This is a genomic window from Archangium sp. (assembly GCF_057119385.1).
In genome coordinates, this window is the sequence record NZ_DBNGVP010000022.1 from 38,185 (window position 1) to 51,513 (window position 13,329).

The 13,329-nt window shown below is 69.2% G+C and carries 12 protein-coding genes and 3 tRNA genes; 8 read left to right on the plus strand and 7 right to left on the minus strand.

Features of this window, described 5'->3' with window-relative positions; genetic code table 11:
• Positions 1-18 precede the first annotated feature (18 nt).
• Complete coding sequence (locus AC16DP_RS05295; protein ID WP_329732670.1) at positions 19-2,181, minus strand: cation:proton antiporter domain-containing protein; 2,163 nt, start codon at positions 2,179-2,181, stop codon at positions 19-21.
• Positions 2,182-2,473: 292 nt separating this feature from the next.
• On the opposite strand from AC16DP_RS05295, the gene AC16DP_RS05300 reads away from it, so the two are divergent.
• The 5 genes from AC16DP_RS05300 to AC16DP_RS05320 all read left to right on the plus strand — a co-directional run bounded on the left by AC16DP_RS05300 (position 2,474) and on the right by AC16DP_RS05320 (position 8,758).
• Complete coding sequence (locus tag AC16DP_RS05300) at positions 2,474-4,036, plus strand: hypothetical protein (RefSeq protein ID WP_329732669.1); 1,563 nt, start codon at positions 2,474-2,476, stop codon at positions 4,034-4,036.
• Between the two features lie 50 nt (positions 4,037-4,086).
• A complete protein-coding gene (locus AC16DP_RS05305; RefSeq protein ID WP_329732668.1) occupies positions 4,087-4,830 on the plus strand; it encodes a hypothetical protein in 744 nt (247 codons plus the stop codon).
• Positions 4,831-4,977: 147 nt separating this feature from the next.
• Positions 4,978-6,102: a pyruvate dehydrogenase (acetyl-transferring) E1 component subunit alpha gene (gene pdhA / locus AC16DP_RS05310; protein WP_329732696.1), complete on the plus strand. Its 1,125-nt coding sequence runs from the start codon at positions 4,978-4,980 to the stop codon at positions 6,100-6,102.
• A gap of 48 nt (positions 6,103-6,150) precedes the next feature.
• Positions 6,151-7,137: a pyruvate dehydrogenase complex E1 component subunit beta gene (locus AC16DP_RS05315; RefSeq protein WP_329732667.1), complete on the plus strand. Its 987-nt coding sequence runs from the start codon at positions 6,151-6,153 to the stop codon at positions 7,135-7,137.
• Between the two features lie 7 nt (positions 7,138-7,144).
• Positions 7,145-8,758: a pyruvate dehydrogenase complex dihydrolipoamide acetyltransferase gene (locus AC16DP_RS05320; RefSeq protein ID WP_329732666.1), complete on the plus strand. Its 1,614-nt coding sequence runs from the start codon at positions 7,145-7,147 to the stop codon at positions 8,756-8,758.
• 57 nt (positions 8,759-8,815) lie between these two features.
• Here AC16DP_RS05320 and AC16DP_RS05325 read toward each other — a convergent pair whose 3' ends face one another.
• Complete coding sequence (locus AC16DP_RS05325; RefSeq protein WP_329732665.1) at positions 8,816-9,028, minus strand: hypothetical protein; 213 nt, start codon at positions 9,026-9,028, stop codon at positions 8,816-8,818.
• Positions 9,029-9,202: 174 nt separating this feature from the next.
• Here AC16DP_RS05325 and AC16DP_RS05330 point away from each other — a divergent pair, with 174 nt between their 5' ends.
• Complete coding sequence (locus AC16DP_RS05330) at positions 9,203-9,502, plus strand: DUF2795 domain-containing protein (RefSeq protein WP_329732664.1); 300 nt, start codon at positions 9,203-9,205, stop codon at positions 9,500-9,502.
• 203 nt (positions 9,503-9,705) lie between these two features.
• The gene (locus tag AC16DP_RS05335) at positions 9,706-10,863 is read left to right on the plus strand and encodes a sensor histidine kinase (RefSeq protein WP_329732663.1); all 1,158 of its coding nucleotides are present in this window, start codon (positions 9,706-9,708) and stop codon (positions 10,861-10,863) included.
• Here the strand turns inward: AC16DP_RS05335 and AC16DP_RS05340 are convergent.
• Positions 10,835-11,503: a hypothetical protein gene (locus tag AC16DP_RS05340; RefSeq protein ID WP_329732662.1), complete on the minus strand. Its 669-nt coding sequence runs from the start codon at positions 11,501-11,503 to the stop codon at positions 10,835-10,837. The genes AC16DP_RS05335 and AC16DP_RS05340 overlap by 29 nt on opposite strands.
• Between AC16DP_RS05340 and AC16DP_RS05345 the strand changes: the two genes are divergently transcribed.
• Positions 11,502-12,467, plus strand: coding sequence for a response regulator (locus AC16DP_RS05345; protein WP_329732661.1), 966 nt, complete (start codon positions 11,502-11,504; stop codon positions 12,465-12,467). The genes AC16DP_RS05340 and AC16DP_RS05345 overlap by 2 nt on opposite strands.
• 64 nt (positions 12,468-12,531) lie before the next feature.
• Here AC16DP_RS05345 and AC16DP_RS05350 read toward each other — a convergent pair.
• The 4 genes from AC16DP_RS05350 to AC16DP_RS05365 form a co-directional block, all read right to left on the minus strand.
• Positions 12,532-12,603 (minus strand) — tRNA-Glu (locus AC16DP_RS05350).
• Positions 12,604-12,630: 27 nt separating this feature from the next.
• A tRNA-Glu gene (locus AC16DP_RS05355) sits at positions 12,631-12,702 on the minus strand.
• A 27-nt stretch (positions 12,703-12,729) separates the two neighbouring features.
• Positions 12,730-12,800 (minus strand) — tRNA-Gln (locus AC16DP_RS05360).
• An 86-nt stretch (positions 12,801-12,886) separates the two neighbouring features.
• A complete protein-coding gene (locus AC16DP_RS05365; protein ID WP_329732660.1) occupies positions 12,887-13,306 on the minus strand; it encodes a hypothetical protein in 420 nt (139 codons plus the stop codon).
• Positions 13,307-13,329: the final 23 nt, after the last annotated feature.

Below are 13,329 nucleotides of genomic sequence, written 5' to 3' on the forward strand. Positions count from 1 at the left end.
GTGCCCGGAGCCTCCTGCTCAGGATACCGTGTTGCCCGCGGTGAGTGCTCCGGCCGTCTCCGGCTCGGCGGTCGCTTCAGCGGCGGTCGCCGGGGCCGGGTGCCGCACGACCAGCAGCGAGGTGGGCGCGTCACCAATCAACCGCTGACGGTGCAGGCCGAAGAGGCTGTCCTCCAGACCCCACTCGGAGCCCACGCCCACCACCACCAGGTCATACCCGCGCCGCGCCTCCTCGAGGGCCGCGTCCTCGGGCGACTCGTGGGACACCACCTGGAAGTGCACCCGCCCGGAGCCCTCCGGGAAGAGCTCATCGACGAGAGGGCGTGCCCCCGAGTGCCCGGGCGTGCCGTCGGACTGGGTGACGTGCAGGATGGTGATCTCCGCGGAGGCGTGCTGGAGCAGCCGCCGGGCCAGGCCGAGCGCCGCCCGGTCATGCGTGCTGCCGATGAAGGGCACCAGCACCCGGCGCACGTTCTCCAGGCCCCGGTCCACGAGCACGGCCACGCCGGTGCTCGCCGCCTGCATCACCTCGTGGACGGTGCCGCCCAGCAGGGTTCGGCTGAAGAGGGGCTTGTGCCAGCCGAGGAGGATGAGGTCGGCCTGCTTGGCCTCGGCGGTGCGGCAGATGTCCGGCCCGGGCTCGGTGGAGACGAAAGAGAGCGGACGCACCTGAAGCCCCAGGCCGTTGGCGCGCCCGAGCAGCGGCGCGAGGCTGTCGCCGCTGGCCTTCTCGGGGTCGTGGCGCAGGTGGAAGGAGGCCCGCTCGGTGGGGCGGATGAGGTGCAGGGCGAAGAGCCGCGAGGGCTCCTGGGGAGCTCCGGTGAGCGCGCGTCCCAGCGTCACCATGCCGGCTCCGCTCTGGCCGTGGGACACGCACATCATCACGGTGTAGGGCGGCGCCTCCACCGGCTCCGCCTCCACGGGGGCGGACACCTGGTCCTTGATCATCTCCTCGGGGGGGTAGATCCACCGCAGCAGCGGCGTCGTCATGAACGTGGTCACCAGCGCCATCACCACCATCATGGTGAAGAGGGTGGGGGAGATGACGCCCAGGTCCAGGCCAATGTTGAGCACGATGAGCTCCATCAACCCACGGGTGTTCATGAGGATTCCGAGCGCTCCCGCCTCGCGCCAGCGCATGCCGGTGAGACGTGCCGCCACCGCGCTGCCGCCGAACTTGCCCAGGCAGGCCAGGAGGATGATGAGGCCGCACATCACCCAGTGGTCGCCGGTGGACAGCAGGCCGATCTGCGTGCGCAGGCCGCTGAAGGCGAAGAAGAGGGGCAGCAGCAGCACCACCGCCACGTCCTCCAGCTTCTCGGCCAGCGCCTGGGCCAGTCCGCCCTCCTTGGGGATGACCGCGCCCATCATGAAGGCGCCGAAGAGGGCGTGGATGCCGATGAGCTCCGTGGCCCACGCGGACGCCAGCAACATCATCAGCGTCAGGGCGACGCCGTTCTGGTTGAGGCCCTCCTTGTTCGCCACGCGCGCGCCCAGCCGCGCCAGGAAGGGCCGCACCACCACCAGCATGAAGGCGATGTAGAGCATCGCGAGCACCGTGGTGAGCCCCGCGTGCATCAGGTCCGAGGCGCGCACGATGGAGACGACGAAGGCCAGCAGGCACCACGCCGTCACGTCATCCACCGCCGCGCAGGTGATGGTCATGGCTCCCACGCGCGAGCTCATCAGCCGCCGCTCGGTGAGGATGCGCGCCAGCACCGGGAAGGCGGTGATGCTCATGGCCACGCCCATGAAGAGCACGAACGAGGAGAACGGCACGGACGGCTCGCTCAGCTTCGGGTAGAGCCACAGCGCCGCCCCCGCGCCCAGTCCGAAGGGCACGAGGATGCTGGTGTGGCTGATGACCACCGAGGCATGTCCCCGGCCCTTGAGCAGCTTGGGGTCCAGCTCCAGGCCGATGAGGAACATGAAGAGGATGAGCCCCACCTGGCTCAGCATCTTCAGCACCGGCATGGAGTGGGCGGGGAACAGCCACTCCAGGGTCCCCGGGGCCAACCACCCCAGCAGCGAGGGCCCCAGCAGGATGCCCGCGAGCACCTCGGCGATGACCAGTGGCTGGCCGAGCCACCGCGCCCCCCGCCCGATGAGCCGGGAAACCCCAATGATGACGAGGAATTGCACGATCAGCAGGGTGAGTGCGTTGTGTGCCAGAGCGTGCATGCTTCCTCCTGGGCTTGCGTGATAAGTAAGCACTTAGCAGCCGAAGTCTCGGGGCGTCAATGCGGGGAGGTGCGCGCTCTCCTCACATCCGGAAGCCGCGGGGCTCGAGCCATGGGTAGGCGAAACGATGAACGACCTGTCAGGTGACCCCAGGGCTCGGACCCCGCATCGCGAGGCCTGTTCCTCCGTGGAGCTCCAACGAATTGCCTCGGGAAATGCCGACGTTCACCAGCAACGGGGTGTGACCTGGGGGCCACTGTCGTGTGACAGGCCTGTCACCTAGACTGCGTGCGTGTCCCAGGCTCCTGCCCCGCTGTTACAGAACCGGCTCGACGTTCATGACCGGAAGCAATTCGAGATCAAGCTCGAGTACCAGCCCTCCGGGGCGGACGACGAGACGCGCTATCTCGTGGAGACGTACGTCTTCCTGCCGGCGAGTCTGAACATCGACGCGGAGACGTACCCGCGGGCGGCCTTCTACGCGGACATCCACAACTACATCCGCTTCAAGACGCCGGTGATGACGCTCGAGGAGCTGCTGGCCTCGGACGTGGCGCCGCTGGCGCGGTTGGAGGCGGGACTGCTCACGGGGCTCGTCAGCGAGGCGGAGCTCGTCTATCAGGCCAAGCTCCTGTCCTGCATCTTCCGGGGAGCGCTGCGGCGCTTCGCCAACGGCGTGGACGAGCAGTGCGAGGGCATGGCGCGCATCCCGTCCGAGGGGGCGTGCGCGCGGCTGGAGAGCGATGCGCGGGCGGTGACGGCGGGAGCGAGGCGGGTGCTGGAGCGCTTCCGCGTGTGGGCGCGCTCGGCCAACCGCTACCGGCTGCAGGAGAAGACGCGCGCCTCCATCCGCCTGGTGGACGAGTACCTGAGCCTCACGGTGGAGCAGTTCTTCCGCAAGGCCGTGGCGGACATGGACGCGCTGCCGCGCTCGGGCGTGTACATCGAGCTGCGCAAGGACCTGATGGACGAGGTGCTGCGCGAGGAGCAGTACCGCAAGGATCACCAGCTGCGCTCGGTGATCAGCCCCACCGGTGACAACGAGGAGTACATGCACCGGTTCGGGTTCCTGAAGAAGTTCTGCATGAACATCCTCTTCCTGTCGGCGCGGCGGGCGCAGCGGCGCCAGGGCTGGGAGGAGGTGCTGTTCGCGCTGGCGGCGGGCGTGGCGATGACGTTCGCCACGGCGGTGGCCTTCTGGGCGCAGGTCCGCTACACGCAGGCGAGCCTCAACTTCTTCCTCATCATGGTGGTGGGCTACATGATGAAGGACCGCATCAAGGAGGGCATGCGCCGCATCTTCAGCCAGGTGGCGGCGCGGCACCTCTTCGACCGGACGGCGCACATCGTGGACCCGGTGACGGAGCGGAGCCTGGGCACCTGCGAGGAGAAGGTGGACTACGGCCGCGCGGTGCGGGTGCCCGAGGAGGTGATGGCGTTGCGCTTCCGGGACGACTTCATCACCGCCACCCAGGGCGAGCTGTCCGAGACGGTGCTGCGCTACCAGAAGCAGGTGGTGCTGGACGTGGACCTGCTGCCGCGCACCGAGCGGGGCGTGAGTGGGATCACCGACATCATCCGGCTCAACGTGGAGCGCTTCCTGCGCGACATGGACGAGCCCGAGTACGCGCTGGAGTACGTGGACCTGGAGGACTTCTCGGTGGGGCGGGTGCGCGGGGCCAAGAGCTACCAGGTGGACCTGGCCTTCCGCTTCTTCGTCCAGGAGGCGGGGCAGGAGCGGGTGTCGCTGCAACTGGTGCGGCTGGTGATGGACCGCAACGGCATCAAGCGGATGCTGCGGCTCTACCCGGAGCAGCCCCCCCGGCCCGAGCAGCCCATGCGCTCGGCCGCCTGAGTGGCGGATTTCCGCGTGGTCCGGACGCCGGGTGCCCTATAGAAAGGGCCATGGCTTTCGATCTCAGAACCCGCGTCCGGGAGGGCTGGCAGGACACGCTGCGCGGCATCCTGGAGCAGGCGCGCTCGCTCGGCTCCCAGGCGGTGCTGGCCTTCGACCTGGACTCCACGCTCTTCGACAACCTCCCCCGGCAGGCGCGCATCCTCCGGGAGTTCGGCCAGGCCCGGGCGGTGGAGAAGCTGGGGGTGTGCGAGCCGCGCCACTGGGACAGCGGCTTCGACATGAAGGGGGCCATGCTCAACTGCGGCCTGTCGGCGGAGGAGGTGGACACCCACTTCCACGCGGCCCGGGACTTCTGGCTGGAGCGCTTCTTCACCAGCGAGTACTGCGTGGACGACGTGGCCATCCAGGGCGCGGCGGCCTTCACCCACGCGGTGGCGGCCACCGGGGCCCACCTGGCCTACGTCACCGGCCGCCACGAGGGCATGCGGGCGGGCACCGTGGAGTGCATGCGCCGCAACGGCCTGGCCGTGCCCGGCGAGGGACGCATCCACCTGCTGATGAAGCCGGCCATGCAGGACAACGATGACGAGTTCAAGCGCATCGCCCATGCCCGCCTGGGCGAGCTGGGGACGGTGATCGCCGCCTTCGACAACGAGCCCACCCACGCCAACGACTACCTGCGCCGCTTCCCGGGGGCCCAGGTCGTCCACCTGGCGACCGACCACTCGGGCCGGCCGGTGACGCTCCTCGACGAAATCGTGTCGGTGCCGCACTTCTCACACGAGCCGTGACGCAATGCGCCTAAAGGGGGTCCGCAGGACGGCCCGCCCGGTGGGTGCACGAAAGCGCTTTGGCAGTCCCATGTCCGCGCGCTATGAGGCGCACGGCGTCTGCCGTCCCCAGTTTCCGGGACGGCCTCAATGTTCGGAGGCTTGGCGGTGGCCAGCAAGTACTCGAAGGACCTGCTGTTGACGATGTACCGGAAGATGTACCTGATGCGCCGCTTCGAGGAGCGGGCGGGCCAGCAGTACGGCCTCGGGAAGATCGCCGGTTTCTGCCACCTGTACATCGGCCAGGAGGCGGTAGCGGCCGGTGTCGAGGAGGCCATCCGTCCGGATGACTACATGCTCTCGGGTTATCGCGACCACGCCCAGCCGCTGGCGCGTGGCTCGGATGCCGGCATGGTCATGGCGGAGCTCTTCGGCCGCACCGGCGGCTACAGCAAGGGCAAGGGCGGCTCGATGCACATCTTCGACATCGAGCACCACTTCTACGGCGGCTACGGCATCGTGGGCGCGCAGATCGGCCTGGCGGCCGGCATGGCCTTCGCCAGCCGCTACCGCAACGAGGACCGCATCACCGTGTGCTACTTCGGTGACGCCGCGGCCAACCAGGGCATCTTCCACGAGACGCTCAACATGGCCGTGAAGTGGAAGCTCCCCGTGCTCTACATCTGCGAGAACAACCGCTACGGCATGGGCACGGCCATCGCGCGCGTCGCGGCGGTGCCGGAGATCCACAAGCGCGGTGAGGGCTACGGCATGCGCCACGAGGCCGTGGATGGCATGGACGTGCTGAAGATGTACGAGGCGGTGAAGGACGCGGCCGCGTACATCCGCGCCGGCAATGGCCCGGTGCTGATGGAGGCCAACACCTACCGCTTCCGTGGCCACTCCATGGCCGACCCCGCCACCTACCGCACCAAGCAGGAGGTGGAGGACGAGCGCAAGAACGACCCGATTCCGCGCCTGAAGGACTACACCCTCAAGCAGAAGCTGGCGAAGGAAGAGGAGTTCGACGCCATCGACGAAGAGGTGAAGGCGCAGGTGGACGCGGCGGTGAAGTTCGCCGACGAGTCGCCCGAGCCGGACCTCTCCGAGCTCTGGAAGGACACCATCGTGGAGGAGGGCGAGGAGGACGTGCGCCCCCGCGAGCGCGTGCTGGGCGTGAAGGTGACGAAGTGGCCCAAGTACCCGTCCGGCCAGGAGCTGAAGGTGACCTGGGATCTCGAGCCGCGCGAGCAGGCCGAGAAGGCGGACAAGGCCGCGGGCCTCAAGCGCTAGTGCTCTTCCACTGACCACCCATTACGGATTTCGCATTCGGAGCCAACAATGGCCGAGTTGATGTACCGCGAGGCGCTGAACCAAGCGCTCGCCGAGGAGATGGAGCGCGACGCCAACGTGTTCCTCATTGGTGAGGAAGTGGGCCGCTACCAGGGCGCCTTCAAGGTGTCGCAGGGACTGCTGGACAAGTTCGGGAGCGCGCGCATCATCGACGCGCCCATCTCCGAGCTGGGCTTCACCGGCCTGGGCGTGGGCGCCGCGATGGTGGGCCTGCGTCCGGTGGTGGAGATGATGACGTGGAACTTCGCCATCCTGGCGATGGACCAGATCGTCAACAACGCGGCGAAGCTGCGGCACATGTCCGGTGGCCAGCTGCGCTGCCCCATCGTGTTCCGCGGCCCGGGTGGCGCGGGCGGCCGGCTCTCCAGCCAGCACAGCCAGGCGCTCGAGGCCAACTACGCCCACTTCCCGGGACTGAAGGTGATTGCCCCGGCCACCCCGGCGGACGCCAAGGGCCTGCTCAAGGCCGCCATCCGCGATGACAACCCCGTCATCATGATCGAGGGTGAGCGCCTCTACGCCCTCAAGGGCGAGGTGCCCGAGGGCGAGCACATCGTCCCCATCGGCAAGGCGGACGTGAAGCGCGAGGGCAAGGACGTCAGCATCATCACCTGGTCGCGCATGTACTACTTCGTCGAGGAGGCCGCGAAGCAGCTGGAGGCCGAGGGCATCTCCGTGGAGATCCTCGACCTGCGCACGCTGCGGCCCCTGGACGAGGAAGCCATCCTCGCCACGGTGCGCAAGACGAACCGCGCCATCGTGGTGGAAGAGGGCTGGCCCCTGGCCGGCGTCGGTGCGCAGGTGGTGGACATCATCCAGTCCAAGGCCTTCGACGACCTGGACGCGCCCGTCGTGCGCGTGACCGGCCTCGATGTGAACATGTCCTACGCGGCGAATCTGGAGAACGCGATCCAGCCGGACGCGCCCAAGATCATCGCCGCGGTGAAGAAGGTCCTCTACCGCGAGGGAGCCTGAGAACCGTATGGCCACGCCCATCCAGATGCCCTCCCTCTCTCCGACGATGAAGGAGGGCAAGATCGTCAAGTGGCTCAAGAAGGAGGGCGACAAGGTCTCCTCCGGCGAGGCGATCGCCGAGTGCGAGACCGACAAGTCGAACCTCGAGATTGAGGCCTATGACGACGGGTATCTCCTGAAGATCGTCGTCCCCGAGGGGGAGATGGCCACCGTGGGTGCGCCCATCGCCATCCTCGGTGCCAAGGGCGAGAAGGTGGACGCCGGGGGCGCAGCCGCGCCCGCCGCTCCGAAGGCCGAGGCCCCCAAGCCCGCCGCCGCGCCCGCGCCCGCCGCTCCTGCTCCCGCCGCACAGCCCGCCGCCGGTGGTGGTGGAGGCGATGGCATCCCCGTGGTGATGCCCGCGCTCTCTCCGACCATGACGGAGGGCAAGCTCGTCAAGTGGCTCAAGAAGGAGGGCGACAAGGTCTCCTCCGGACAGGCCATCGCCGAGGTGGAGACGGACAAGTCCAACCTCGAGGTGGAGGCCTACGACGACGGCGTCCTGGCCCGCATCGTGGTGCAGGAGGGCCAGATGGCCAAGGTGGGTGCGCCCATCGCGTTCCTGGCCGGGAAGGGTGGCGCCAAGGCCGCCGCTCCCGCCGCCCAGGCTCCGGCGCCCGCCGCGGCTCCGAAGGCCGAGGCCCCCAAGGCCGCTGCTCCGGCGCCCGCCCAGGCTCCGGCTGCCGCTCCGAAGGCCGCCGTGTCCACGCCGGGAGGCCGGCTGCGTGCCAGTCCGCTGGCGAAGCGCATGGCCCGCGAGCGCGGTCTGGACCTCTCCCAGGTCCAGGGCTCCGGTCCGCTCGGCCGCATCGTGAAGAGCGACATCGAGAAGGCGCTCACCCAGGCTCCGGCCGCCGCCGCCAGGGCTCCCGCCGCCGCGGCGGTTGCTGCCCCGGGCGTGCGTCCCGAGCCGAAGGCGGTGCCCGTCACCACCATGCGCAAGGTCATCGCCCAGCGCATGGCCGAGGTGAAGCCCGGCGTTCCGCACTTCTACCTCTCGGTGGACGTGGAGATGGACGCCGCGCTGAAGATCCGCGAGGAGGCCAAGGCGCTCGAGTCCAAGGTCTCCGTCAACGACATCATCGTGAAGGCGTCGGCGATGGCGCTGCGCCGCTACCCGAAGATGAACGTGTCGCTGCAGGGTGACACCATCCTGCACTTCGAGACGGTGGATGTCGGCATCGCGGTGGCCATCGAGGACGGCCTCATCACCCCCATCATCCGCGACGCGGACAAGAAGGGGCTGTCGGCCATCTCCGCCGAGGCGCGCGACCTGGCCGAGCGGGCCCGCAAGCGTGGCCTCAAGCCGCACGAGTACACGGGCGGCTCGCTGACGGTGTCCAACCTGGGCATGTACGGCATCGACTCGTTCATCGCCGTCATCAACCCGCCGCAGGCGGCCATCCTCGCGGTGGGCTCCGTGTCGGACAAGGTCGTGGTCCGCGACGGGCAGATGGTGGTGCGCAAGCTGATGACGGTGACGCTCTCGGGCGACCACCGCGTCATCGACGGGGCCATCGGCGCCGAGTACCTCCGGGAGCTCAAGGCGCTGCTCGAGCACCCCATGCGGCTGCTGTTCTAGCCGCACCCGCCCCGGCGGGCCGCCCACTCGCGCGGCCCGCCCGGGGCTTCCGGCCCGTCATTCGCGGGCCGGCTCCTTCTCCTCGTGCATCTCGTGCTCCAGCTTGCGCTGGGCCTCGGTGACGCCGGCCTGCTCGGCGCGCTGGGTACCCGTGGGCAGCTCGTTCTCGTGCTCCTCGGAACGGCCCTTGATCCCGGGCCACGGGTCCGGATGGGTGGCCTGCACGTGCTCGATGTGCTCGGCGTAGTGGGGGTCCTTTTTGTCCGCCATCTCGTGCCTCCTCGCTGGTGGGAGTCTCGCCATACGGTGGGGGTTGAGGTGGGAGACGGCCATGGTGGGTGCGATTCCGGAGGCGCCGCTCCCCCGCCTGCTGGGAAGGCGTTCGAAAAGTGCGCGCAACTCTTTCGTGAGCTGCTTAACTTCTCAGCAATGAATGATGACGACATGAGGCGCACGCGGCTGGAGGAAGGCATGAAGGAGTTGGAGACGCGCATGGGAACTCCCTCGCCGCTGGCCCAACCCCTTCACCAGGCCCTGCTCGGGGCCGTGTTCCCCCTGTCCGTGGATCAGCTCGTGCTGCTGGCCCGGGAGAACGAGGCCCCCTCGCTCGTCGTCTCGCTGCTGGGCAGCCTGCCGGCGCGGCGCTTCGAGTCCCTGGACGCCATCCAGCAGGCGCTGGAGTCCCAGGCGGGCGCGAGCGAGGAGGCCACCGAGGCCCCGCTCGCTCCCATGCCCTCGCGCTGAAGGCCCCAGGTGCGCTCTCCTGGGAGCGGGTAGGGGAGCGCTTGACGCCGAGCATGCCGGGGTTCCCGGTGCGTGCGGGTGTTCTCATCTGCTCAAACACGGCCCATCGGGTTTTGGGCGTGACGTGGTATCTCTTGGGGCGTGGGCGCAGTGGGGAGGCACGGCGGAGTGGCGTGGTGGGGCCTGGCCCGGAGAGGAATTCCATGAACCCGTCTGACCTGCCCGCCGTCCTCTATGTCGACGACGACGCGCTCAACCTGAGGGTGTTCGAGGCGAACTTCGGCTCGAAGTTCCGCATCTTTCGCTGCTCGACGCCGGCCGAGGCGCTGACGCTGCTGGAGCAGAAGCGCAGTGAGATCGGCGTCATCCTGTCGGACCAGCGCATGCCGCAGATGACGGGCGTGGAGCTGCTGGAGCGCGCGCGCACGCTGGCGCCGGACGCCAAGCGCATGCTCGTCACCGCGTACTCGGACATGCAGGCCGTCATCGACGCGGTGAACCGCGGCCAGGTGAGCCGCTACTTCGTCAAGCCGTGGGACCGGGCCGAGGTGCTGGCCGCGCTCGAGGACGGCCTGAAGATCGCCCGGCTGGAGCTGCGCATCCGCGAGGTGGAAGGGCGGATGATGAAGGCCGAGCGTCTGGCCACGCTGGGCCAGGTGACGGCCGGCATCGCGCACGAGCTGATGGGCCCCGTGGGCTACCTGTCGCAGAACGTGGCCTCGCTGCGGCGCGATCTGGAGTGCGTGGTGCAGTACGCCTCCAAGCACCTGGCGGCGGATGCCTCGCCCGAGGTGGCGAGCGTGCTGGAGGATCTGCCCTCGCTGCTGCAGGACCTGGCCACGGGCGCGGATCACCTGCGCGGGGTGGCGCTGGGCCTGAGGGCGCAGGCGCGCGGCGAGGACATGGAGGTCTCGGCGGACGTGGCCGAGGTGGTGTCCTTCGCGGTGAAGCTGGCGCGCGCCGAGGTGCGTGATCGCGCCCGCATCACCACCATGGGCGAGCCGGTGAAGGTGACGTTCGGCCCGGTGAAGCTGACGCAGGTGCTGCTCAACCTGATCGTCAACGCGGCGCAGGCCATGGAAGGCACGGGCCGGCCGGGCCGCATCGAGGTGCGGTGGACGTCGCGCGAGCAGAACGTGGTGCTCACCGTGGCGGACAACGGCTGCGGCATCTCGCAGGAGCTGCAGGAGAAGGTCTTCCAGCCGCTCTTCACCACCAAGCCGGTGGGCATTGGCACGGGCCTGGGCCTGTCCATCTGCAAGGAGCTGGTGACGCAGGCGGGCGGCGCGGTGCGGCTGTCGTCCAAGCAGGGCGAGGGCACCGAGGTGGAGCTCACGCTCCAGCGAGTCCAGCTCCCCTGAGTCCGAAGGCGTTGTGCAGCAGGCGCCACACGCGCAGGAGCGCCTGCTGCTCATGGGCGCCGATGTGCTCCACCAGCACCTCGCGCCGCGTCTCCTGCTTCGAGTCCTTGCCCCCGGGGCGCCACGCCACCACCAGCGCGTAGCGTCCGGGCGCACGCTCCACCACATCCACCGAGGTCACCTCGTCGAAGGGCACCCACTCGGCGCGGGTGGCTCCCGGGGCCCAGCGCAGCCGCTCCAGCCGCAGCCGCTCGGTGGCGAAGTGCAGCACGAAGCGGCGCCGGCCGAGCTGTCCCTCCAACTGGAGCGCGAAGCCCACCAGGGCCACCGCCACCATGCCCAGCGCGAGCGGCACGGAGCCCACCGCCCCCTCGCCGCCCAGCAGCACCCCCACCACCGCGCCCGCCGTGCACAGGGCCGCCAGCACCAGACAGAGGCTCGGGAGCTGCCGCCGCCAGAAGGCGGGCGGGAGGGACTCGCCCAGGAGTCGGCCGGGCTCGTACCGGAGTCGTACGTCGCCCAGCCGCCGCGGGGCGGGGTTCTCCTCCAACGCGTTCGCGAAGCTCGCCACGTCTTCCAGCATAAGCCTCACATGGCGTTGCTCGAAGTCCGGCGCGAGCTGTGCGATTCTCGACCGCATGGACCTCCCCTTCGAGACGGACGAGGGCGGCGGGGGTGAGGAGGGTGGAGGGACCCTCGCCTCGACCGTGCTGGTGGTGGACGACGAGCCCGTGGTGCGCGACGTGTGCGCCCGGTTGCTGTCGCGTGAGCCGGACCTGGTGGTGAGCCTGGCCGAGGACGCCGAGGAGGCGCTGGAGCTGCTGCGCTCCCAGCGCTTCGACGTGCTCATCACCGACAAGAACCTGCCGGGCATGGGCGGCGTGGAGCTGATCGCCGAGGCCCGAGGCCTGCAGCCGGCGCTGGAGGCGGTGATGATCACCGGCTACTCCAGCTCGGAGTCGGTGATCGCCGCCTTCGCGGCCGGAGCGAGCGACTACATCCTCAAGCCCTTCGAGGACCTGCGGCTGGTGCGGGCCAAGGTGCGCGCCGCGCTGGAGCGCCGCTCGGAGCGGGTGAAGGGGCGCGAGCTGGCGCGGCGGGTGGCCCGTGAGGCCGCCGAGCTGCTGGAGGCCGGTGGGCAGGCCTCGCCCGAGGCGCGCGAGCAGCTGGAGACGCAGCTGCGCGCCTACGAGCAGGCGAGCCGGGTGGCCCCGGGCGGGCAGATCGCCGTGGTGGGCAGTGCGGATGCGCTGCGGGCCCTGCTGGACGAGGGACTCGAGGCCGTGGCGCTGCCCCCGGACTCTCCGGCGCTGATGGGCGCGGCCGTGGTGGTGCTGGAGACGGGCTCGGCGGACTGGTGGGAGATCGCCGAGCGCCTCCAAGCGGCCACGCCGGACGTGGTGCTGCTGGCCGGCCCCCACGCGGACCTGGCGGACCTGCTGGATGCGATCACCCTGCGCCTGGAGCTGGTGGGCTTTGGCACCGCCTCTCCGCTGTCGCTGCCGGAGCGGGTGCGCATGCTGCTGATGCGCCGCAGCCTGCAGCGGGCCCAGGCGGGCCTGGCGTCGGCCCTGGCCACCTTCCGCGCGAGCCTGGGCGCGTAGCCTCGAGCGGGGCGGGCCCGCAAAAGCGAAGCGCCCGCCTCTCGGAGAGAAGCGGGCGCTTCAGTGACCCTGCCGGGATTCGAACCCGAGTTTGTGCCGTGAGAGGGCACCGTCCTAACCGCTAGACGACAGGGCCGTGCTACCCAACCCTACTGTGCTTCAGTGACCCTGCCGGGATTCGAACCCGAGTTTGTGCCGTGAGAGGGCACCGTCCTAACCGCTAGACGACAGGGCCGGTATTGCTACGACCGGGTAATACAAGCTGGGGAACTAGGATTCGAACCTAGATAAGCAGAGTCAGAGTCTGCTGTCCTGCCGTTAGACGATTCCCCAAGGACTGCTCTGCTGCGTGCTGCCGAAGTGCTGTCTGACTACCGCAACCGCCCTGCCTCTGCAACTTCCTTTTTCGAACCGCCCGGCTACCGCGACTTCTTCCCGGACTTCGATTCCGGCTTCTTCGCGGGCTTGGCCGGAACCGGCGCCGCCTGCAGCGGAACGACGTAGATACGGACCTCGTCGTTCGCCTCATAAATGTTCAACCCCTCGAAGTTCCTTCCCGAGGGATTGACGATGTGGACGGCCTTCACGCCCGGCTGGTTGACCACCGACCTTCGAGGGAAGGCGCTCGCTGGATAGACCGTCTTGTAATACTCCAGCGTCTTCTCGAAATCGTGCGGTGCCCGGTACCGCAGCTCGCCGACCTTCTGCGAGCCATCGGGGATTTGAGCCCCGTTCACCACCTCCGCCGCCGCCACCGATACCCAGAGCGCCGCTACCGCCGCCCCGAGCGGGCGCGCCTTATAGAAAAGGCAGATCAGGCTGTCAAGGGCTCGCGTCATGGGGCGGCAGGATAGGGCCCACG